Annotated in this window: 20 protein-coding genes; 14 read left to right on the top strand and 6 right to left on the bottom strand. The window is 71.3% G+C overall.

Annotated features, from left to right (window positions below):
• The first annotated feature begins 17 nt into the window (after window positions 1–17).
• Both KM427_RS25235 and KM427_RS25230 read left to right on the top strand, forming a co-directional pair.
• Window positions 18–479, top strand: a complete 462-nt coding sequence (locus KM427_RS25235) for a carboxypeptidase-like regulatory domain-containing protein (RefSeq protein WP_183595661.1) — start codon at window positions 18–20, stop codon at window positions 477–479.
• Between the two features lie 6 nt (window positions 480–485).
• A complete protein-coding gene (locus KM427_RS25230) occupies window positions 486–2171 on the top strand; it encodes a S8 family peptidase (protein ID WP_215525759.1) in 1686 nt (561 codons plus the stop codon).
• 349 nt (window positions 2172–2520) lie between these two features.
• Here the strand turns inward: KM427_RS25230 and KM427_RS25225 are convergent, their stop codons facing one another.
• Window positions 2521–2733, bottom strand: coding sequence for a hypothetical protein (locus KM427_RS25225; RefSeq protein ID WP_183595663.1), 213 nt, complete (start codon window positions 2731–2733; stop codon window positions 2521–2523).
• A 33-nt stretch (window positions 2734–2766) separates the two neighbouring features.
• Here KM427_RS25225 and KM427_RS25220 point away from each other — a divergent pair, with 33 nt between their 5' ends.
• Together KM427_RS25220 and KM427_RS25215 are read left to right on the top strand one after the other, a co-directional pair.
• Window positions 2767–4635: a CHAT domain-containing protein gene (locus tag KM427_RS25220; RefSeq protein WP_215525758.1), complete on the top strand. Its 1869-nt coding sequence runs from the start codon at window positions 2767–2769 to the stop codon at window positions 4633–4635.
• An 83-nt stretch (window positions 4636–4718) separates the two neighbouring features.
• Window positions 4719–5042, top strand: a complete 324-nt coding sequence (locus KM427_RS25215; protein ID WP_215525757.1) for a hypothetical protein — start codon at window positions 4719–4721, stop codon at window positions 5040–5042.
• 360 nt (window positions 5043–5402) lie between these two features.
• On the opposite strand, the gene KM427_RS25210 is transcribed toward KM427_RS25215, so the two are convergent.
• From KM427_RS25210 to KM427_RS25675, 3 genes are read right to left on the bottom strand one after another with little or no spacing between them, the layout of a single operon-like run.
• A complete protein-coding gene (locus tag KM427_RS25210; RefSeq protein ID WP_215525756.1) occupies window positions 5403–6200 on the bottom strand; it encodes a deoxyribonuclease IV in 798 nt (265 codons plus the stop codon).
• The gene (locus KM427_RS25205; protein ID WP_252274883.1) at window positions 6197–7165 is read right to left on the bottom strand and encodes a threonine dehydratase; all 969 of its coding nucleotides are present in this window, start codon (window positions 7163–7165) and stop codon (window positions 6197–6199) included. The genes KM427_RS25210 and KM427_RS25205 overlap by 4 nt, the downstream gene beginning before the upstream one ends.
• Window positions 7166–7170: 5 nt before the next feature.
• On the bottom strand, window positions 7171–8091 hold the full coding sequence (locus KM427_RS25675) for a serine/threonine-protein kinase (RefSeq protein WP_252274882.1): 921 nt from the start codon (window positions 8089–8091) through the stop codon (window positions 7171–7173).
• Between the two features lie 190 nt (window positions 8092–8281).
• Here KM427_RS25675 and rpsF point away from each other — a divergent pair, with 190 nt between their 5' ends.
• The 4 genes from rpsF (at window position 8282) to rplI (ending at window position 10139) form a co-directional block, all read left to right on the top strand.
• Complete coding sequence (gene rpsF / locus KM427_RS25200) at window positions 8282–8572, top strand: 30S ribosomal protein S6 (RefSeq protein WP_183595669.1); 291 nt, start codon at window positions 8282–8284, stop codon at window positions 8570–8572.
• A 118-nt stretch (window positions 8573–8690) separates the two neighbouring features.
• On the top strand, window positions 8691–9263 hold the full coding sequence (locus KM427_RS25195) for a single-stranded DNA-binding protein (RefSeq protein ID WP_215525754.1): 573 nt from the start codon (window positions 8691–8693) through the stop codon (window positions 9261–9263).
• A 178-nt stretch (window positions 9264–9441) separates the two neighbouring features.
• Window positions 9442–9678 (top strand): 30S ribosomal protein S18, encoded by a 237-nt coding sequence (gene rpsR / locus KM427_RS25190; protein WP_179661957.1) that lies wholly within the window; start codon window positions 9442–9444, stop codon window positions 9676–9678.
• Window positions 9679–9692: 14 nt separating this feature from the next.
• Window positions 9693–10139: a 50S ribosomal protein L9 gene (gene rplI, locus KM427_RS25185; RefSeq protein WP_183595633.1), complete on the top strand. Its 447-nt coding sequence runs from the start codon at window positions 9693–9695 to the stop codon at window positions 10137–10139.
• Window positions 10140–10216: 77 nt separating this feature from the next.
• Here rplI and KM427_RS25180 read toward each other — a convergent pair whose 3' ends face one another.
• Complete coding sequence (locus KM427_RS25180; RefSeq protein ID WP_215525753.1) at window positions 10217–11563, bottom strand: MATE family efflux transporter; 1347 nt, start codon at window positions 11561–11563, stop codon at window positions 10217–10219.
• A 605-nt stretch (window positions 11564–12168) separates the two neighbouring features.
• On the opposite strand from KM427_RS25180, the gene dnaB reads away from it, so the two are divergent.
• Window positions 12169–14514 (top strand): replicative DNA helicase, encoded by a 2346-nt coding sequence (gene dnaB, locus KM427_RS25175; protein WP_215527759.1) that lies wholly within the window; start codon window positions 12169–12171, stop codon window positions 14512–14514.
• 315 nt (window positions 14515–14829) lie between these two features.
• The gene (locus KM427_RS25170; RefSeq protein WP_183595630.1) at window positions 14830–15327 is read left to right on the top strand and encodes a pyridoxamine 5'-phosphate oxidase family protein; all 498 of its coding nucleotides are present in this window, start codon (window positions 14830–14832) and stop codon (window positions 15325–15327) included.
• A 122-nt stretch (window positions 15328–15449) separates the two neighbouring features.
• Here KM427_RS25170 and KM427_RS25165 read toward each other — a convergent pair whose 3' ends face one another.
• Window positions 15450–15680, bottom strand: a complete 231-nt coding sequence (locus tag KM427_RS25165) for a mycothiol transferase (RefSeq protein WP_215525752.1) — start codon at window positions 15678–15680, stop codon at window positions 15450–15452.
• Window positions 15681–15810: 130 nt separating this feature from the next.
• Here KM427_RS25165 and KM427_RS25160 point away from each other — a divergent pair, with 130 nt between their 5' ends.
• From KM427_RS25160 to KM427_RS25145, 4 genes are all read left to right on the top strand, one after another.
• Window positions 15811–16647, top strand: coding sequence for a FadR/GntR family transcriptional regulator (locus tag KM427_RS25160; protein ID WP_183595628.1), 837 nt, complete (start codon window positions 15811–15813; stop codon window positions 16645–16647).
• Between the two features lie 228 nt (window positions 16648–16875).
• Window positions 16876–18534: a class I adenylate-forming enzyme family protein gene (locus tag KM427_RS25155; RefSeq protein ID WP_215525751.1), complete on the top strand. Its 1659-nt coding sequence runs from the start codon at window positions 16876–16878 to the stop codon at window positions 18532–18534.
• Entirely contained in the window at window positions 18531–19325 is a 795-nt protein-coding gene (locus KM427_RS25150) for a class II aldolase/adducin family protein (RefSeq protein WP_215525750.1), read from the top strand. The genes KM427_RS25155 and KM427_RS25150 overlap by 4 nt, the downstream gene beginning before the upstream one ends.
• An 89-nt stretch (window positions 19326–19414) precedes the next feature.
• Window positions 19415–20248 (top strand): alpha/beta fold hydrolase, encoded by an 834-nt coding sequence (locus KM427_RS25145; RefSeq protein ID WP_215525749.1) that lies wholly within the window; start codon window positions 19415–19417, stop codon window positions 20246–20248.
• Window positions 20249–20284: the final 36 nt, after the last annotated feature.

The following is a 20284-nucleotide window of genomic DNA, read 5'->3' as shown; positions in this document are numbered from 1 at the left end:
TTCCGCGAGGACCCCGCATGACCGAGCTGAGCCGAGAGGCCCTCCTGGAGATCGTCCGCGACGTGTGGGAGCGCCACGACCCGGTGCCCGACCATCTCGTCGCGACCATGCAGGCCGCGGCCGCGCTCGCCGCCACCGACCTCGACCTGGAGCTCATGGAGCTCGTCGAGCGGTCCACCGAGCTGGCCGGGGCACGCGGCTCCACGTCGTACACGCTCCGCTTCGTGCACGGCGACACCGACCTCCTCCTGCGCATCGCCGTCGACAACGGACGCTCCCGCGTCGACGGCTGGATCGTGCCGGCGGAGCCGATGACCATCCGCGCACTGCCGGGCGAGACCCCGGCCGCACACGAAGCCGTGACCACCGACTCGGGTCGGTTCTCGCTGACCGGTCTGCCCGTCGGGCTGATGCGGCTCCAACTGGAGCCGCACGACACCGCCCGCCCGGCTTTCGCCACTCCCACCTTCGAGATCTGAGGAACCGTGGACAAGCCCGAGAACGACTCTCAGAACGACCCCCAGAACGACACTGAGAAGGGCCGCGACAAGACGCGCGACAAGAGCCAGCGCCCCGGGCGTCCCGGCCGCCGGCCCCTCGACCGCGACCCGCGCCCGCCGGCGTCGGCCACCATCGCCGCCGTCCAGGGCCGACTGCTCGACCCCGCCACCGCACTGGTCGTCGACGGTGTCGTGCCCCGGCCGACGGTGTACGTCGGGTCGCGCCTGCTCGTGTCGAAGGCGGTCGACGTCGACGGCGCGATCGCTGTGCTGCGTGCGGTGGCCGAGCCGCTGGGCTGGGACGTGGTCGCCGAGGAGGAGGACCGACGGACGGTGAACCTCCGCTTCGGCTACCTGCCGCTGCGCCTGATCGTCGCCTCCAACCGCGCCACCATCGCCCCCGACGCGTGGACGCTCCTGCAGCAGACCCGCGCGCAGTTCGGCGTCGACGCGGTCAAGGGCGTGAGCCTGGACCACCTGGTGGTGCCGGCCATCGAGGCGAGTCCGCTTCACAATGGTCATCCGTTGCATGACGGTCACCCGCTTCACGATGGTCATCCGTTGCATGACGGCCATCCGTTGCACGACGGCCATCCGGCTTCCGATGCCCGCAGCTCACGGGCGATCGCTTCGTACTTCGAGGCTGGATCAGGGGGACGTCAGCCCGTCGCCTACGTCGGCGCGGCGCCCGGTCGCCGGCCGGATAGCACGATGTCCGGTCGCCGGCCGGTGGTCGCGATCCTAGACACCGGCTGCGGGAGTCACCCCTGGCTCGACGGCATCGTTAAGAAGGATGTCACCCTGGATGGGGTGCCGATCGGCTACTCCGACGGGACCTCGGTCTCGCCCGAGGACGACGGGGACCAGTCCGGTCCGCTCGACGGGTCGATCGATCCGATCTCCGGGCACGGCACCTTCATCTCGGGCCTGATCCGGCAGCGCTGTCCCGATGCGGACATCCTCGCGTGGCGGGTGATGCCTTCGGACGGCCCGATCGTCGAGTCCGACCTGGTGGCGACGCTCGCCCAGATCGCCGAGCTCGCCCGGCGCCATCGCGCTGGCGAAGAGGGCGGACACCCGATCGACGTGCTCAGCCTGTCGATGGGCTACTACCACGAGACGCCCGAGGACGAGCTGTTCGACCCGACCATGTACGCGATCCTCGAGGAGCTCGGGCGCAACGGCGTGGTCGTGGTCTGCTCGGCCGGCAACGACGCCACCAGCCGACCGTCGTTCCCGGCCGCCTTCTGCCGCTGGTCCGACGACAGCGGGCCGATCCCCTTCGATCGGACGCTCGCCCCGATCGTCTCGGTCGGTGCGCTCAACCCCAACCGCACCGACGCCCTCTTCAGCAACGCGGGTCCCTGGGTGCAGACCTACGTGGCCGGCGCAGCGGTGGTGAGCACCATGCCGGCCTTCCGGGGTGGTTATGAGCCCGTGGCGCGTACCTCCGCTTTCGGGCGCGTCCGTGAGGCGATCGACCCAGATGACTTCCAAGGGGGCTTCGCGGTCTGGAGCGGCACTTCGTTCAGCGCACCGATTCTGGCTGGCGACGTCGCCGCTGCGCTCGTTGATCGACTGGAAGGCGTCGACGACCCCGTCGGCCCAGCCGACGCGGTCGCCACCGTGTGGACCGCTGTTTCCGCTTGCACTGGACTGGCGCCATCATGAGGCGGTGACTTCACCCCAGGAGCTGCACTCCCGGGGCGTCCACGCCGCCTACCGAGGACGTCACCGGGAGGCTCGGCGTCTTCTTGAGAAGGCCCGAGTGGCAGCAGGTCGCCAGGGTGAGTTGACTCCTGATCTCGACGCGCGCATTGCGACCAGCTTGGCCTACGTGCTGTCGGAGACTGGCGAGCATGACGCAGCGATGCTGCTGTGTCGAGAGATCTTGCAGAACGACGCGGTCGCCGACAGTACTCGTGGCACGCTCCACTCTCAGCTCGGTCTCCTGCACATGCTCCGGGGTGAGACTTCAGCAGCGATGGTCGAGTTCGATCAGGCGCTTGCGACTCTTGACTCACCAAGCGTCACGGCCCGGGTCCATCTCAACCGCGGAAATGTTCATCTCCAGCGGTGGGATCTCCCGTCGGCGAGATCTGACTTCCAGCACTCGTTCACGGCGTACCGCGAAGCTGGCGACGAGTACGGTGCCGCGAAGGCGCTGCACAATCTCGGATACGCGCGGTTCCTCGCAGGCGATCTGGTCGCTGCGCTGCGTGACCTCGGACATGCCTATCCAACCGTCGCCGCCGAGGGACCGGTCATGACGGCAATGGTTGAGCAGGACCGAGCCGAGGTGCTGATGGCGGCCGGTCAGCACGACGAAGGCGCAGCTGCTCTGGCGGCAGCGGTCGAGGCCTACGGCCGACGCCGTCTCTACCAGCGACGAGGAGAGGCCGAGCTCGCCCTGGCCCGCAGTCTGCTGCTGCGGGATCCGGATCGGGCACGCATCGCTGCCCGTGACGCGCTGCGGCGATTCCGACGTACCGGCGCCCGTGCCTGGGAGGTGCGTGCCGACGCCATCCTCCTCGGCGCCGAGGTCGAGGCCGGCGGCCGCGGGCTCGGGCTCGCCCAACGGGGTGCGCTCCTGGCCGACGAGCTGGCGGGCCAGGGCCTGCGGTGGGAGGCGGCGCTCGCCCGCATCGACGTGGCGCGCGTGCGGATCCGGCGCGGCGACCCCGACCTGGCCCGGGTCCACCTGCGCAGGGTGGGTGGCACCCGTCAGGCGCCGATCACGGTCCGGCTGCGCGACCGCGACGTACGCGCCGAGCTGGCGGCGGCGACGGGCCGCCGTACCGTCGCCCTCAAGCACCTGCGCGCCGGACTGTCCGACCTACATTCCTGGCAGAGCTCCTTCGGCTCGCTCGACCTCCAGACCGGGGTGGCCGGGCACGGCACCCGACTCGGGGTGCGCGGCCTCGCGCTCGCCGTGGAGTCGCGGCGACCCGAGGTGCTCTTCGAGTGGTCGGAGCGGGCGCGGATGCTGGCCAGCCGGGTGCAGCCGGTGCGCCCGCCCGAGGACGAGCAGATCGCCGCCGACCTCACCGAGCTGCGCGAGATGGCCGCCGAGCGGGTGCGCCGCGACCCGGCTCGCGAGGCGGAGCTGCGCCAGCGGGTGCGCGAGCGCGCCTGGCAGAGCCGCGGCTCGGGCGAGGTCGCCGACCCGGTGACGCTCGCCGAGCTGACGGCGGCGCTCGACGACGACACCGCCCTGGTCGCGTACGTCGTCACCGCGGACGCCGTCGTCGCGCTCGGCGTGACCTCCGACGGACCGACCTGGACGGACCTCGGCCACCGCGACGAGCTCGACCACCTGCTCGGCGGGCTGCTGCCCGACCTCGACATGGCGGCCTCGGACCTGCCCGACGCGATGGGTGCCTTCGTGCGGGCCGAGTTGGCGCAGCGGCTCGACACGCTTGCGGGGCTGCTCGTCGCGCCCGTGCTCGAGGCGGTGGGCGACCGCCGGGTCGTGCTGACCCCGTCGGGGGTGCTGGCCGGAGTGCCGTGGACGTTGCTGGCGGGCTTCGTCGGCCGTCCGCTGACCGTCGCTCAGTCGGCGACCGCCTGGCTCGCGCGTCGGGCGACGCCGCTGCGCACCAGGAGCGCCGGCTTCGTCGCCGGCCCGCGGGTCGCCCGCGCCGAGGACGAGGTGACCGCCGCGGCCAAGGAGTGGGATCGGTCCAGGGTGCTGGTGGGATCCGATGCGACGGCGAGCGCGGTGTCGACGATGGCCGACACCGTCGACGTCCTGCATGTCGCCGCCCACGGCCGGCACAGCGCGGAGAACGCCATGTTCGCCGGTGTACAGCTCGTCGACGGGCCGTGGTTCGGCTACGACATCGACCGGCTCCGGCAGGTGCCGGACGTCGTGCTGCTCTCCGCCTGCGAGGTCGGTCGCTCGACGGTGCGCTCGGGCGAGGAGCTGATCGGCATGACCACCGCCTGGCTGCACGCGGGCGCCCGCTGCGTCATCGCGTCGCCGGCGGCGATCAACGACCAGGCGGCGTACGACGTGCTCGTCGCCGTCCATCAGCGTCTGGCCGCCGGGCTGGACCCCGCGGCCGCGCTGGCCGAGGCGGTGCCGGCGGTGTCCGCCGCGAGCCCGCCGGTGCCGCTGGCCTGCTTCGGGTGACTCGACGAGGTATCTAGGGTCCGGGGCTTCGCTCCTCAACCGACGTCAGGGAGACCGATCGACCTGCGGAGGAGCACCCCGTCATGACGCTCATGGCCACACCCGGCACCATCGCGCGGGGCAGGACCGTCCACATCGTCCACGACCCCCAGCCCGGCCAGCGACTGACGGTGCCGGCCGGGTCCCGGCTGGCGGTGAGGTTCCGCCGCCGCGGCCTCGGCCTGAGCCGGTGGCAGGTCCTCGACCGGCCCGGCCACCTGCTGCCCCTCGAGGAGGGGCCCCACGGGTTCCTGTTCCTCGTCTTCGACGCCGACACCGGCCAGGAGCAGCCGCTGCGCCTGGTGCGCCAGCGGGTCGACCGCTCGGGCCCCGGTGAGGTCCGCGACCTGGTGATCCGGGTCAGCTGAGTCGTCCGCGCCGGTCGGACGCCGCGGGGGAGCGTCCGGCCGGCGCGGTCTCATCGCGGGTGGTGGGTGAAACTCCGCCTCGGAAGCGTCGCTCCATCAAGGGATGAGGGTGGAGCCTCGCCTCCCAGGCTGAGTTCGCCATGGGAAGCGTCGCTCCATCAAGGGATGATGTCGAACCGCCCGCTGCTCGGCCTTCATCCCGTGATGAAGCGCCCGCCACCGCACAGCGCCGGCACGACCGCAGCAACGGCCTGCAGACGCTCGGGTTTCGAGACGGCCGGGCACCCCGCCGCTGCCGCGTCGGTGTGCCCGGACCTCCTCAACCTCCTCGCTGAGGCTGCAGCCCGGGCTTCGCCCGGTCTACAACCGCTCGGACAGCCAGCCCGCGTCGGCGGTGTGCTCGGCGGCGCCACCCGGCGTCTCGAGGATGACCGGGGCGCCGGCGTCGCGGACGACGGCGGCCAGCAGGTCGGGGTCGACCTTGCCGGCGCCGAGGTTGGCGTGCCGGTCGGCACCGGAGTCGAACTCGTCGCGGCTGTCGTTGCAGTGCACCAGGTCGATCCGTCCGGTGATCCGGCGTACGTCGTCGACGACGGTCTCCAGCGCGTTGCCGCCCGCGTGGGCGTGGCAGGTGTCGAGGCAGAAGCCGACCAGGTCGAACTGCTCGGTCGCCGAGATCGCGTCCCACACCCGCTCGATGCGCTCGAGATAGCGGGTCATGGCGTTGTCGCCGCCGGCGGTGTTCTCGATCAGCAGCGGCAGCTTGAGGTCGACCGCCTCGATCGCCTTGCGCCAGTTGTCGAAGCCCTTCGCGGGGTCGTCGGCCTTGTTGACGTGCCCGCCGTGCACGATCAGGCCGCGCGCCCCGATCGACGCCGCGGCGTCGACGTGCTGCTGGAGCAGCTTGCGGCTGGGGATCCGGATCCGGTTGTTGGTGGTGGCGACGTTGACGATGTACGGCGCGTGCACGTAGAGGCCGACCCCCGCGGCCTCGGCGTCGGCCCGCAGCGCCTCCGCGCCCCCGGCGTACGCGAACTCCGGCCCTTTGTAGCCCTGCGGGTCGCCCAGGAAGAACTGCACGTGCGGCATCTGCCGGGCCTGCGCCTCGGCGATCGGGTCGGCCTGGTCGACGTGCGCTCCGATGGCGATCGCGTTCATGGGGCCACAGTAGGCGGCGCCGCGGACAGCGCCCCCGCCAGCACCTCGAAGTCCGCGTTGCCGCCGGTCTGCACCACCGCGACCCGGCGCCCGGCGACGAGATCGCGCTCGGCGAGCAGCCCTGCGAGGGCCAGCGACCCCGCCGGCTCGGCGAGGTTGTGCGTCGCTCGGTAGGCCAGCGCCATCGCCTCCCGCGCCTGCTCCTCGCTCACCCGCACGATCCGGGCGGCGCCGGCGACGATCCGGCGTACCGCCTCCGGGTCGGGCGTCCGGCAGGCCACGCCGTCGACGAAGGTGTCGGCCGCCGGCGTCGACACCGGCTCGCCCGCCGCGAAGGAGAGGGCGTACGCCGGGGCCCGATCGGCCACGACGCCGACGACCTCGGTGCCGGCGCCGACGAGGTCGCGCACGGCGATGTTCGCGCAGATCCCGCTGCCCATCCCGACCGGCACGTAGACGACGTCGAGCCCGGGCACCTGCTCGTGCAGCTCCGCGGCGTACGTCGCGACGCCCTCGACCAGCCACGGATGGAACGGCGGCACCGGCGTCAGGCCGCGCTCCTCAGCAAGCCGCATCGCGTGCTCGAGCGACTCCTGGAAGTCGCGGCCGTGGACGACGAGCTCGGCGCCGTACGCCGCGGTGGCGGCGTTCTTGTCGGGCGAGTTGCCCTCGGGCACCACGATCGTCACCGGCACCCCGTACGTCGCACCGGCGAAGGCCAGGCTCTGGCTGTGGTTGCCCCGACTGGCCGAGATCAGGCCGCGCGTGCCGCCGGCGTCGAGCAGGCGAGCGGCGAAGTTGAGCCCGCCGCGCACCTTGAAGGCTCCGGTGGGGTTGTGGTTCTCGTGCTTGACCCAGGTCTCGGTGCCGGTCGCGCGCTCCAGCAGCGGCCACCGGCGGGTCGGCGTCGGTGGGACGTGAGCGGCGACCCGGGTGCGGGCGGCGGCGAGGTCGGCGGCTTCCACGTTCCTCACCCTAGGAGGAGCATCGCGAGCGCCGCGCCGCAGAGCGCGATGGCCGCGACGAAGCACCCGATCGCCACCGTCGCCGCCCGCTCGGCCGCGTGGGGAGGTGGCGGCAGCCGGTCTGGTACGACGGGCCACGGGCCGTCGCGCGGCACGTCGATGCGCCGCAGCCGCCCGAGCGCGGCCGCGGCGGTCGGCCGCAGGGTCGGGTCGGGGTCGAGCAGCGCGCCGACCAGCGGCCGCAGTGGTCCCTCGGGCACGAGCAGCGGATGGCCCGGGCGGGGCGGTCGGTCGGTCAGCAGCTGGGTGGCGACCACGCCGGCGGCATACACGTCCTGGGCCGGATCGGGGACCGAGCGGTCCCGCTGCTCCGGCGCGAGGTAGCCGTCGGTGCCGACCACCGCCGGGCCGTGGGTGAGCCGCACGTCGTGGAGTGGCACCGCCACGCCGAAGTCGCCGAGGCGCAGGAACGGCGGGCCGTCACCGGTCGGATCGAGCAGCAGGTTGGCCGGCTTCACGTCGCGGTGCACGACGCCGGCGTCGTGCACGACGGCCAGCGCCTGGAGGAGCTGGTCGAGGAGCAGCGCGGCGTACGACGGGGGCAGCGGGCCGGTCTCGGCGAGCAGCTCGGCGACCGTGCCGCCGCGCACCAGGTCCATGCCGAGCACGACCCGGTGGTCGTCGGCCGCCCAGCCGCTCGGCGTGAGCACGTGCGGATGCCGGATCCGCAGCCCCTGCTCGCGGACGAAGCGCAGCAGCGTGCCGCTGTCATGGGGCCCGAGCAGCTTGGCCGCCACGAGCCCGCCGGTCCGGGCGTCGCGGGCCCGCCAGACCGTGCCCATGCCGCCGGTGCCGATCCGGTCGATCAGCTCGTACCGGCCGGCGAGCACGGTGCTCGGCGTACGCTGGCGCCTCGGTGGGGACATCGGGCGGACACCTACCCGGTGACCTGCGGATTCACGCGGGCGACGGGATTTCTGGGGACGGTCGCGCCACTGTTAGCCTTGGGCGTTCTCCGCGTCGGCCCACCGACGGGCGCGCCGCGGGTACCAACGCAAAGCCCTCCTGCCACGGAGAGTCCGTGGCCGCCTTAGTCCAGAGGAGGTGGAGACCGCTGTGCGTGCCTACGAAGTGATGGTCATCCTCGACCCCAGCCTCGAAGAGCGGACCATCGAGCCCGCGCTCGACAAGTACCTCAACGTCATCCGCAAGGATGGCGGCACCATCGAGTCCGTCGACGTGTGGGGCCGGCGTCGCCTGGCCTACGAGGTCAAGAAGAACGCCGAGGGCATCTACGCCGTCATCACGCTGAACGCCGAGCCGGCGACGGTCAAGGAGTTCGACCGTCAGATGAGCCTCAACGAGTCCGTCCTCCGCACGAAGGTCATGCGCCCCGCCGCCCACTGACGGCGCATTGACTGTGGACGACCACTTCCGCCTGTCGGCGCTTGCCGCAACGATGGGCAGCATGTGGTCGTCCGACCCGGACTGACTCCGATCAGAACCAACGCTTAGGGAGCCCTTCATGGCAGGCGAGACCGTCATCACGGTGGTCGGCAACCTCGTCGACGACCCGGAGCTGCGCTTCACCCCGTCGGGTGCGGCCGTGGCGAACTTCCGGATCGCGTCGACGCCGCGCACCTTCGACCGCCAGACCAACGAGTGGAAGGACGGCGACGCGCTGTTCCTCTCCTGCTCGGTGTGGCGGCAGGCCGCGGAGAACGTCGCCGAGTCCCTGCAGCGCGGCATGCGCGTGATCGTGCAGGGCCGTCTGCGGCAGCGCTCCTACGAGACCCGTGAGGGCGAGAAGCGCACCGTCATCGAGCTCGAGGTCGACGAGGTCGGCCCCGCGCTCAAGTACGCCACCGCCAAGGTCACCCGCACCACCCGCCAGGGTGGCGGGGGCGGCTACGGCGGCGGCGCACCGCAGGGTGGCGGCGGCGGGGACGACCCGTGGGCCACCCCGGCGCCCGCCCAGGGCGGCGGCAACCGCGGTGGCGGTGGCGGCGGGTACGGCGGTGGTGGCGGCCAGTCCGCCCCGGCCAACGACCCGTGGGGCGCCCCCGGCGGCGGCAGCTCCGAAGAGCCGCCGTTCTGAGCTCACCGGCCCGCTGCTGAGCCTGCGAAGCAGCGGATCGGCCGGGGAGATTGAGGAGCGGCACGGCCGAGCGAAGCGAAGCCGTGACCCGCGTCTCGAAATCCAATCATCCGAACACCCTCAACCATTCCGGCTCAACCCATTCGTGGGGCCGGGCTTCTAGAGAGGAAGCACCACAATGGCCAAGGCAGTGATTCGCAAGCCGAAGAAGAAGGTTTGCCAGTTCTGCAAGGAGAAGGCGACCGGTGTCGACTACAAGGACACCGCGCTGCTCCGCAAGTTCATCTCCGACCGGGGCAAGATCCGCGCGCGTCGCGTGACCGGCAACTGCGTCCAGCACCAGCGCGACGTGGCCATCGCGGTCAAGAACGCCCGTGAGCTCGCCCTGCTGCCCTACACCTCCACCGGTCGCTGAAGGGAGCCGACGACATGAAGCTCATCCTGACCCAGGAAGTCACCGGTCTCGGTGCCCCCGGCGACGTCGTCGAGGTGAAGGACGGCTACGGCCGCAACTACCTCGTGCCCCGTGGCCTCGCGCTGCGCTGGACGCGCGGTGGCGAGAAGCAGATCGAGTCGATCAAGTCGGCCCGCGCCTCCCGCGCGGTGCGCGACCTCGGCCACGCCGAGGAGATCAAGACCAAGCTCGAGGCCCAGCCGGTCAGCGTGCAGGTGCGCGCCGGTGCGGGCGGCCGCCTCTTCGGCGCGGTGACCGTCGGCGAGATCGCCGACGCGCTCTCCTCGACCTCCGGCGAGAAGGTCGACAAGCGCACGATCGTGGTCACCAACCCGATCAAGGCCCTCGGCACCCACGAGGTCTCGGTCAAGCTGCACGACGGGGTGTCCGCCACGGTCGCCCTCAACGTGATCCCGGCCTGACCCACCCGCAGCACGCCGTACAGGGGCCGTTCCTCCTCCGGGAGGAGCGGCCCCTGTCGCATTTGCTCGGGGCCGGGTCAGACCGCTGCGCCGGTGACGAGCCAGGCGTCGCCCCGCGCCCGCCGGACCAGGACGACGAGCCGGGCGCCCATGAACACGGTGCAGAACGCCACCCAGATCGCGACCAGGCCGGCCGACCAGGCCGCGAGCGCCAGCGCGACCGGGGCGTAGGCGACCAGCGTGACCAGGCCGGCGCGGGCCAGGTAGCGGCCGTCGCCGGCACCGATCAGCACACCGTCGAGCACGAACACGACCCCCGCCACCGGCTGGCCGAGGGCCGCGACGATCAGCACCACCACCAGCAGGTCCCGCACCGCCTGGTCGTCGGTGAAGAGCCCGCCGAGCCAGGGGCTGGCCACCGCGAGCAGCACGCCGGTGACCACGCCGCTCCACGCACCCCAGCGCACCATCCGGTCCGTGGTCTCGCGGGTGCCCGCGACATCGCCCGCGCCGAGCGAGCGGCCGGTCAGCGCCTGCGCCGCGATCGCGATCGCGTCGAGTACGAAGGCGAGGAACCCCCACAGGGTCATCGCGAGCTGGTGGGTCGCCAGGTCGACGCGCTGCTCCTGCCGGTCCAGCGCGCCGAGCGTCACGGCGTACGTCGTGAGCAGGATCGCCGCGCGCAGGGTCAGGGTGCGGACCACGAGCGGCCAGCCCGCGTGCGCCGCGGCGCGGATGCCGGGCAGGTCCGGCCGGAGCGGGGCGCCGTGGCGCCGCGCGGCCCGGACGACCACGATCACGAACACGACCGCGCTGAGCGCCTGGGCGATCACCGTGCCGAGGGCGGAGCCGGCGATGCCCAGGCCGGCGGGGTAGACGAGGACGAGGTTGAGCACGACGTTCAGGGCGTTGCCGCCGATCGCGACGTACAGCGGGGTCCGGGTGTCCTGCAGCCCGCGGAGCACGCCGGTCGCGGCCAGGATCGTGAGCAGCGGGACGGTGCCGAGGAAGGCGATCCGCAGGTACGTCGCGGCCTCCCCGGTCACGTCGCCGTCGGCGCCGAAGAGCCGGACCAGCGGCTCGGTGAAGATGACGCCCAGCACCGTCGCGACCGTGCCGATCAGCACCGCCAGCCAGATGCCGTCGATGCCGATGGCCAGGGCGCCGCGCAGGTCGTCGGCGCCGAGCCGGCGGGCGACACCGGCGGTGGTGCCGTAGGCGAGGAAGATGCACAGGCCGATCAGGGTCTGCAGGATCACGCCCGCGATGCCGAGGCCGGCCAGCTCGGTGGTGCCCAGGTGCCCGACGATCGCGGCGTCGGCCAGCAGGTAGAGCGGCTCGGCGACCAGGGCGAGGAAGGCGGGGACGGCGAGCCGCAGGATCTCGCGGTCCTGAGTCCGGTGGCTGCTGCGGGTCGTCACCATGCCCTGGTCCGCGCTCTAGTCACTGTCACGGGCATGGCGGTCATCTGATCCTTACGGGCACTAGTCATCGGTGCTGTGGACAACCCCGGGATAACCGGCGCCACCACGCTATGTCGACAAACCGCCAGGTGACGGGAAGGTGTCGTGGGCCTGAACAGAACTTCGATGCCGAGAATTTCCGTTCCACAACCGTTGGAACCCATTGTCGCAGGTCAGAGGGCTAGTGCAGGCCCGGGGGTGGCGGATGTCCACAAGAGACTCCCCAGCCTGTGCACACCTGGCGGCGTGTCGTCCACGCTCGATCGCCGGTTATCCCCAGGGGCTGGAGTGACCTGTGGATACGGGGGTGTCGCGAGCGGCCCCGAACCACGTACGGTCCGGTGGTCCGGCACTGTCGGCGGCCCCGTCTAGCGTGGCGCGCGCAGGGTCGGGACGGGGTCGGGTCTGGCAGCAATCGAGGGGAGCAGCAGGGCGGAATGAGCCTCACCGAGCAGGACTCCCGGAGCTTCCCCGAGCCGCCGCTCGACGACTGGGGCGACGGCCCGGTCGCGTACGCCCCCGGTGAGCGGCCGACCTCGCCCGGCGACCGCACCCCGCCCCAGGACATGGCCGCCGAGCAGTCCGTGCTCGGCTCGATGCTGATCTCCAAGGACGCGATCGCCGACGTCACGGAGGCGATCCGTGGCGTCGACTTCTACCGGCCCTCCCACGAGACGATCTTCGACGCGATCATCGACCTCTACGGCCGCGGCGAGCCCGTCGACATGGTCACCGTCGCCGCCGAGCTCCAGCGCCGGGGCGAGCTGCAGCGCATCGGCGGCGCGCCGTACCTCCACACGCTCTCGGCCAACGTCCCGATCGCCGCCAACGCCGGCTACTACGCCGAGATCGTCCGCGAGAAGGCGATCCTGCGCCGGCTGGTCGGCGCCGGCACCAAGATCGTGCAGATCGGCTACGCCGGCGAGGGTCAGGTCGACGACATCGTCGACCAGGCCCAGGCCGAGGTCTACAAGATCACCGACAAGCGGGCGACCGAGGACTACGCCCCGCTGAGCGACATCATGGACGGCGTTCTCGACGAGATCGAGGCGATCTCCAACCGCGAGGCAGGCCTCTACGGCGTCCCCACCGGCTTCGCCGACCTCGACGACCTCACCAACGGCCTGCACTCCGGCCAGATGGTGATCGTCGCGGCCAGACCCGCGATGGGCAAGGCACTGGCACTCGATACCCCGCTGCCGACGCCCGGTGGCTGGACGACGATGGGCGAGGTCCGGGTAGGCGACCGGCTGTACGACGCGCAGGGCCGCCCGACGACGGTCGTCGCCGCCACCGAGGTGATGACCGGACGCCCCTGCTACGAGGTCGTCTTCTCCGACGGCTCCACCATCGTCGCCGACGCCGAGCACCAGTGGCGCACCGAGACGCGGGCCGCGCGGAAGTCGAAGTGGGCGGCCGACCACCACTACAACCGGGCCCGCAACCAGAACATCTTCCCCTCCGTCGTGACGACCGAGGAGATCGCGGCGAGCGTCCGCATCAACTCGGAGCAGCGCGCCAACCACGCAGTCCTGAACGCGGCGCCGCTGAGCGCGGCGGACGCCGACCTCCCCGTGCCGGCGTACGCCCTCGGCGCGTGGCTGGGCGACGGACACAGCGCCTCGGCTCGGATCACCTGCGAGACCGCCGAGATCCCGATGTACCTCGAAGGGTGCGGACTGCGGGTCGACCATCACGGCGAGATGCTCTACAGCATCAAGCTGCCCGAGGGTGATCCACGAGGTTCGGTCCAGGGCCAGCTCCGCGAGCTCGGCGTCCTCAACGACAAGCACATCCCCACGGCGTACCTCCGCGCCTCGGAGCGGCAGCGCCGTGAACTGCTCGCCGGCCTCATGGACACCGACGGCACGGTCGTGAAGGGCGTCGGCTCCTGTCAGTTCGCGGTCACCAGCAAGCGGCTGGCCGACGACGTGCACGAGCTGGTCGTGAGCCTCGGCTACAAGTGCGGCCGCACCACCAAGCGGGTCCAGGGGCGCTCGGAGGAGACGTCGACCTGCTACATCCTCAACTTCTCGACGACCGACGACGTCTTCCGTCTGGAGCGCAAGCACCTGCTGCACAAGCAGGAGCGGCCCGCGACCACGGCACGGATCGGCCGCCGCTACATCACCGAGGTTCGTCCGATCCAGAGCGTCCCGGTCCGGTGCGTCCAGGTCGACAACGACGACCACCTCTACCTCGCCGGCCGGTCGATGATCCCGACCCACAACTCCACCCTGGCCCTCGACCTGTGCCGCGCGGCGTCGATCCACAACAACCTCGCCAGCGTCTTCTTCAGCCTGGAGATGACGCGGTCGGAGATCACCATGCGGTTGCTCTCCGCAGAGGCGAAGGTGCCGCTCAACCACATCCGCAACGGCCAGATGAACGACGACGACTGGGCCAAGCTCGCCCGCAAGATGGGCGAGATCTCCTCCGCACCGATGTTCATCGACGACTCCCCGAACATGACGATGATGGAGATCCGGGCGAAGGCCCGCCGGCTCAAGCAGCGCCACGACCTCAAGCTGATGGTGATCGACTACCTCCAGCTGATGACGTCGGGCAAGAAGGTCGAGTCCCGCCAGCTCGAGGTCTCGGAGTTCTCCCGCCAGATCAAGCTGCTGGCCAAGGAGCTCGAGGTCCCGATCATCGCGCTCTCCCAGCTCAACCGTGGTCCCGAGCAGCGCGGCGACAAGCGCCCGATGATGTCCGATCTCCGCGAATCCGGGTCAATCGAACAGGACGCGGACATGGTGATCCTGCTGCACCGCGACGACGTCTACGAGAAGGAGTCGACCCGCCCCGGCGAGGCCGACCTGATCGTCGCCAAGCACCGCAACGGCCCCACCCGCGACATCACCGTCGCCTTCCAGGGCCACTACTCGCGGTTCGTCGACATGGCGCACTGAGTCCGAGCCGACATGCCGACGATGATGAGGATGATGGCTTGAGCGCGGTCCTCGCGCGCCGCCGCCGGGCGCTGCTGAAGCGCCCACGCGTCACGATTCAAGTCTGCGCGGACCGGCACAGATGCCTACGCCTAGGCCGGGCCGCGGCTCCGTCGGGGCCTGCCGATGTCAGGCCCATCGTGTGACCTCAGGTGGTGTGCGCTGATGCCGAGCGGCCGACCCCCACGTCGCCAGCCAGGCACGAACCCGGTGCTCGGCCCTCAGCGGAGCATGGATGACCGATGAGTCCGCGTCCGGGTGGTAGTCGACTCCGGCATGACCACAGGACAGATCGACGACCGCTTCGGCGACCCCACAGCGGCGGCTCCCTCATGGGAGTCCGTGGAGGCCCTGCTCAACCGGGCCGAGCTCTACTGGTTGACCACCGTGCGGGCCGACGGACGTCCGCACGTGACACCCCTGGTGGGTGCCTGGAGCGACGGGCGCTTCGCGTTCTGCACCGGAGTCGGCGAGCAGAAGCACGTCAACCTCCAACACTCCCCGCTCGTAGCCGTGACGACCGGCAGCAACGGCTGGAAGTCCGGCACCGATGTCGTGGTGGAGGGGACCGCGCAGCGGGTCACTGGACGCGAGCGGCTTCGGCCGCTCGCCGAGGCCTGGTGGCGCAAGTACGGCGATGACTGGGCGTGGGACGCCGACGACGAGGGCTTTGCGGGCGGCGACGGCAGCCGTCCGTGGGTCTACGTCGTACCGCCTGCGAAGGTGATCGCGTTCGGCAAGGACCCACATTCGCAGACGACCTTTCGCCCCTAGGACGTTCCACGGGGCTTGCGGCTGGGACGCTCCCGACCCGCCGAGGTCAACCGGATCTGCCACGATCAGTGCGTCCCGCCGTGCTCCGCCATCCGCTGCGAGCCGGACGTGCGCCGTGCCGGTCAGTGCTCTCTGGTCTCGGTGGCGTACCGGTCGACCTGCGGGTTGGGGTCGTCGCACCTGACGGAGTAGACGACCTCGACGTTCAGCGCGTGCTCGGCGATGCCCAGCAGATTCGTGCCCGTGCGCGGCTCCCGCAGGTCGCGCTCGGCGAGGCCGTCCAGCTTCCACTCCAGCGCGTCCCGCGCGCCCTGGCGGTAGTCCTTCAGCACGCCCTCGGGCGCGGTGATCACGGATGGGCGTGAGACGGCCGGGTACCCCGTGGCCCCGATCGGCGGAGGAGTTCACCCGTCGGCGAGCTTGGTGGTCGAATCTTCCATATGATTGAGTCGGCGCGGTTCGGTGGTCAGCCGCCGACCGTCCATGTGGAAGGAGGCCGGTATCAATCCTCAAAGCGGCCGTTCGCCGGCGAGCAACGTGCGGTTCGCACGCCTCGCCGAGCAGGTTGCCGACGACCTGCGTAGTCGCCTGCTCGTCGGTGATCTCGTCGATGCCACCGAGCTGCCTATCGAGGAGTCGCTTCGCAGCCAGTACGGCGTCAGCAAGCCGACCTTCCGCGAGGCCATGCGGGTCCTGGAGGCCGAGGGCCTGATCACGATCCGGCGGGGCGCGATCGGTGGGGCCGTCGTGCACCGCCTGGAAGCCGAGCACGTCGCCTACACGCTCGGCATGGCCCTGGCCGGTCGGGGCGTCGACATCTCCGACGTGGCGCAAGCGCTGCAGGAGGTCGAGCCGGCCTGCGCGGCCGCGTGCGCTCTTCGCGCCGACCGGGCGCAGGTGGTCGTGCCGGTCCTGACCGAGTTGCACGAGCAGGCGGTCGCGGTGGTGGACAACCTCGTCGCGGTGACCACCCTGTCCCGGAAGTTCCACGAGGCGATCGTGGATCTGTGCGGCAACCAGTCGCTGTCGATGCTGGCGGGCGCGCTCGAGTCCTTGTGGAGCTCCCATGAGTCGGCCTGGGCCAACCGCCGCCCGGAGGGGCTCGACATCCCGCCCAGCGAGCGACTCGACGTGTTGGGTGAGCACCGCCGGCTGATCGACAGCATCGCCGACGGCGACGCCGATGCCGCGCGGTCGCTCGCCCTGCGGCATCTGATCAGCTCCCAGAACTACCCCACTGCCGAGTGGCCCGAGGTGTTGATCTCCCCCGCCTCGGTGCGCGCCCGGTTCATCGAGACCTCGACCGGCTCGCCCGGATAGCGGGAGCGCTGCCCCGCGGCCCATCGCGGTTCGCGGCATGAGTTCGGCCGGCTGAGCTTCGCCCGGTGAGTCGGTCGTACGACGTCGGCCGGGTAGGCGAGCCATGCGTTCGCGACCGGGGCGGTCCCGTGGTCCGACCATTCGTGGACGAGCCACGAGGGTGCCCCCTGCCCTCGTCCGGCTGCCCGGGGTTGACGAACACTCAAAAAACATCTAAAACATTTGACCATGAGAAGGGCTTCCTCGGCGTTGGCCGCTGAGTACCACCGGCGCGGCTGGTGGACGACGGACACGCTCTCGGCCGCGGTCACGCGGCACGCGGTCGACCGACCCGACGGGCCGGCCTACACCTCCGGCTCCGACACGGTGAGCTGGGCGGAGCTGGACGCGGGTGCCTGGCAGCTGGCCCGGTTGCTCGCCGGCGCCGGTGTCTCGCCGGGCGATCGGGTGGCCGTCTGCCTGCCCGACGGCATCGGCGTGCACCTGGCGTTCCTGGGGATCGAGCGCCTCGGTGCCGTCGTCGTGGGCGTCGGTGCCAAGGCCGGAACGCGGGAGATCGCACACCTGCTGGGCAAGAGCCGGTCCGGCGTGCTGATCACCGGGAGCGGTCGGGAGGGTGTCGCGCAGGAGATGCTCGGGCGGGGCGTCGTGATCCGGCACCTGGTCCTGGGTGTCGACGGCGGCGGTCCTCGGCTCGCCTGGGGCGTGGACGCCGGCTCGGAGGCGTCGGAGATCGTGCCCGCGCCGTTGCCGAGCGTGGAGCCGGATCCGGACGAGCTGTTCCTCATCAACTCGACGTCGGGGACGACCGGCCTGCCCAAGGCGGTGCTGCACACGCAGAACCGGTGGCACTACTTCCACACCCGTGCCGTCGCGAACGGCGATCTGCGGGCCGACGATGTCGTCCTGGCGATCGTTCCGGCGCCGTTCGGCTTCGGGCTCTGGACCTCGCACGTGACCCCGATCAAGCTCGGCGCCCACACCGTGGTCCTGCCTAGGTTCGATGCGCGGACCGCGGCGCTGGCCATCGAGGAGCACGGCGTCACGGTGCTCTGCTGCGTCTCCACGCAGTTCGTGATGATGCTGGCCGACGGCGTGCTCGACGGCGTCGACCTGTCCTCGTTGCGCGTGGTCTTCACCGGCGGCGAGCTGGTCCCGTACCGCCAGGCCCATGAGTTCGAGGCGCGCACCGGCGCCACGATCCTGCAGTTCTACGGATCGAACGAGACGGGGCTCCTCTCCGGCACCACGCTGGAGGACACCGCCGAGAAGCGGCTGCGGACCGCCGGCCAGGTGGTCTCGGAGATGAACGTGCGGCTGTACGACGGCGAGCGGGAGGTCACCGCCGGCGGTCGCGGCCAGCCGGCCTGCTGGGGACCCGGCCTCTCACTCGGGTATCTCGACGACGACGCGGCCAACCACACGTTGTTCACCCGTGACGGCTGGATGCTGATGGGCGACATCTGTGAGATCGACGCCGACGGCTACCTGTCCGTGGTCGGTCGGATCTCGGAGTTCGTCGTCCGCGGCGGCAAGAACATCAGCCTCGCCGTGGTCGAGGACGATGCGCTGAGCCACCCGGCGGTTCGCCAGGCTGCGGCCGTTCCGATGCCGGACCCCGTGCTGGGGGAGCGGGTGTGCCTGTTCGTCGAGCTGCTCCCAGGCGAGGCACTCGACCTCGACGCGCTCGTGACCCACCTGGCCGCCCAGGGCGTGTCGCGCGAGCTCTTCCCGGAGCGACTGGAGGTCGTCGACGAGCTGCCGCGCTCCAGCGGCGCCAAGGTGGCGAAGAGCGTGCTCCGCGAACGGATCGCGGAGCTGCTCGCAGCCGAAGCGCCCGGTAGGCCGTTCGCCGCATCCCATCTGAGAACAGGAGCAAGGACATGACTGACATCTCGACCCTCGACCAGGACAGCCCTCGTCGTGGCGGCCTCGAGGTCTGGGCGCCGTCCGTGATGCCGGCGGTCGGCGACGGCGCGCTGAGCGACGAGCAGACGCTCGCGGCCGCGTTTCGCGTGCTGGCCAGTGAGGGCTTCTCGGAGAACATGGCCGGCCACATCACCTGGCAGCGTCCGGGCGGCACCGACATGCTGGTCAACCCGTGGGGACTGTGGTGGGCCGAGCTCACCGCCTCCGACATCTGTGTGGTGAACGAGGACGCGGACGTGGTGAAGGGACGCTGGGACGTGACCCCGGCGATCCACATCCACACCGAGTTGCACCGGCTGCGTGAGGATGCCCGGGTCGTCGTCCACAACCACCCCTACCACGTATGCGTGCTGGCCGCGCTCGGTCGGCTTCCCGAGCTGGTGCACCAGACGGGCTCGATGTACCTCGACGAGATGGTCTTCGTCGAGGAGTACGCCGGTGAGATCGACACGCCGGTGCTGGCGCGCGAGCTCGCCGAGCAGATCGGCGACGCCAAGGTGGCGGTGCTCGCGAGCCACGGCGTGATCGTGACCGGTGCGGACCCGGTCGAGGCGACCTACCGCGCGGCGTCGTTCGAGCGGGCCTGTCGGCTCGCGTACGACGTCCTGGTCACCGGTCGTGAGGCGCTGCCGCTGCGCCGCTCCGTGATGGTGGGGATGAAGGCCTCCCTGATCGAGCGGGCGGCCGAGGTCTATTGGGGTGGAGCGGTACGCCGCCTGCTGCGGGAGGAGTCCGACGTACTCCTGTGAGAGCCCGCCTGCCCGCCCCCGAGGGTGACTCCGAGCCTCGCCCTCACCCCACCGACGCGTCCGTCCGTGCCCGAAGGAGGATCCGATCCATGGCAGCGCCGAGCCCGCTCGTCGTTCCCGATCACGCCCTGCAGGGGTTCGAGGTCGGGGCCGGTGAGCCGTTGGTCGTGCTCCACGGCTTCGCCGCCGGGGCCGACAGTCGGACCGAGTTCGTGCCTCAGGTCGCCGCACTGTCCGAGGGCCATCGCGTGCTGATGCTCGACCTGCCGGGGTTCGGCGCCTCCGGCGCACTGCCGATCGCGGAGGACTACCTCGAGGACGCCGTCGTCCGGCTGCTCGACACGCTCGACGCGCTCGGCCTCGACCGGGTCTCGGTGCTGGCGACCTCGCTGGGTGCGTGGGTCGCGTTGCGGGCCGCGGTCGACCACGGCGATCGGCTCGATCGGCTTGCTCTCCTGGCGCCGGGTGTCCTCCATGCGGGCTCGGCCGGCGCTCGGCCGGCCGAGGGCGTCCGGCTGCTGTCGGCCTTCCTGGCTCGGCCCACCGCCGGGGCGATGCTCGACTGGCTGGAGAGCCAGGTGGCGGACCCGGTGCGGATCGTCGACGCCGACGTCGAGCGTGAGCTCGCCCAGGCGATGGTGCCCGGCGCCATCGCCCGGCTCAAGGCGGTCGCGCGGACCTTCGACAGCGGGGAACAGGAGTCCGCCCTGTGGCTCCGGACGTCGGAGGTGACCCGGCCGGTGCTGCTGATCTGGGGGCGGGAGAACCGCGACTTCCTCCTCGACGGCGCACTGTACGGCGCGCGTCGGGTGCCGAACGCCGACCTGCACGTGTTCGCGTCGTGCGGTCACCGTCCGCACCGTGAACGGCCGGAGGCGGTCACCCGCCTGGTCCTCGACCTCCTCAACTCGAAACCTCACTGACCCCGCTCCGCGGGCCCGACCACAAGGAGACATCTG

Origin of the sequence: Nocardioides sp. LMS-CY, assembly GCF_018732145.1 — a bacterium.
GTDB classification, from domain to species: Bacteria; Actinomycetota; Actinomycetes; order Propionibacteriales; family Nocardioidaceae; genus Nocardioides; species Nocardioides soli.
Note: the sequence above shows the minus strand (reverse complement) of the source record. Positions and strands in the feature narration are given on the sequence as shown.

Excerpts from the sequence above, each read along its gene's own strand:
- KM427_RS25225 (WP_183595663.1), bottom strand. The coding sequence starts at position 2,733 with ATGTCCGAGGTCACGCAGCGCAGCGACCAGATCGCCTGCGAGGAACCG.
- KM427_RS25170 (WP_183595630.1), top strand. The coding sequence starts at position 14,830 with ATGACCACAGGACAGATCGACGACCGCTTCGGCGACCCCACAGCGGCG.
- KM427_RS25215 (WP_215525757.1), top strand. The coding sequence starts at position 4,719 with ATGACGCTCATGGCCACACCCGGCACCATCGCGCGGGGCAGGACCGTC.
- KM427_RS25195 (WP_215525754.1), top strand. The coding sequence starts at position 8,691 with ATGGCAGGCGAGACCGTCATCACGGTGGTCGGCAACCTCGTCGACGAC.
- KM427_RS25145 (WP_215525749.1), top strand. The coding sequence starts at position 19,415 with ATGGCAGCGCCGAGCCCGCTCGTCGTTCCCGATCACGCCCTGCAGGGG.
- KM427_RS25155 (WP_215525751.1), top strand. The coding sequence starts at position 16,876 with ATGAGAAGGGCTTCCTCGGCGTTGGCCGCTGAGTACCACCGGCGCGGC.
- KM427_RS25675 (WP_252274882.1), bottom strand. The coding sequence starts at position 8,091 with ATGTCCCCACCGAGGCGCCAGCGTACGCCGAGCACCGTGCTCGCCGGC.
- KM427_RS25150 (WP_215525750.1), top strand. The coding sequence starts at position 18,531 with ATGACTGACATCTCGACCCTCGACCAGGACAGCCCTCGTCGTGGCGGC.
- rpsR (WP_179661957.1), top strand. The coding sequence starts at position 9,442 with ATGGCCAAGGCAGTGATTCGCAAGCCGAAGAAGAAGGTTTGCCAGTTC.
- KM427_RS25220 (WP_215525758.1), top strand. The coding sequence starts at position 2,767 with ATGACGGCAATGGTTGAGCAGGACCGAGCCGAGGTGCTGATGGCGGCC.
- KM427_RS25235 (WP_183595661.1), top strand. The coding sequence starts at position 18 with ATGACCGAGCTGAGCCGAGAGGCCCTCCTGGAGATCGTCCGCGACGTG.
- KM427_RS25160 (WP_183595628.1), top strand. The coding sequence starts at position 15,811 with ATGTGGAAGGAGGCCGGTATCAATCCTCAAAGCGGCCGTTCGCCGGCG.
- dnaB (WP_215527759.1), top strand. The coding sequence starts at position 12,169 with ATGGCCGCCGAGCAGTCCGTGCTCGGCTCGATGCTGATCTCCAAGGAC.
- KM427_RS25180 (WP_215525753.1), bottom strand. The coding sequence starts at position 11,563 with ATGGTGACGACCCGCAGCAGCCACCGGACTCAGGACCGCGAGATCCTG.
- rplI (WP_183595633.1), top strand. The coding sequence starts at position 9,693 with ATGAAGCTCATCCTGACCCAGGAAGTCACCGGTCTCGGTGCCCCCGGC.
- KM427_RS25210 (WP_215525756.1), bottom strand. The coding sequence starts at position 6,200 with ATGAACGCGATCGCCATCGGAGCGCACGTCGACCAGGCCGACCCGATC.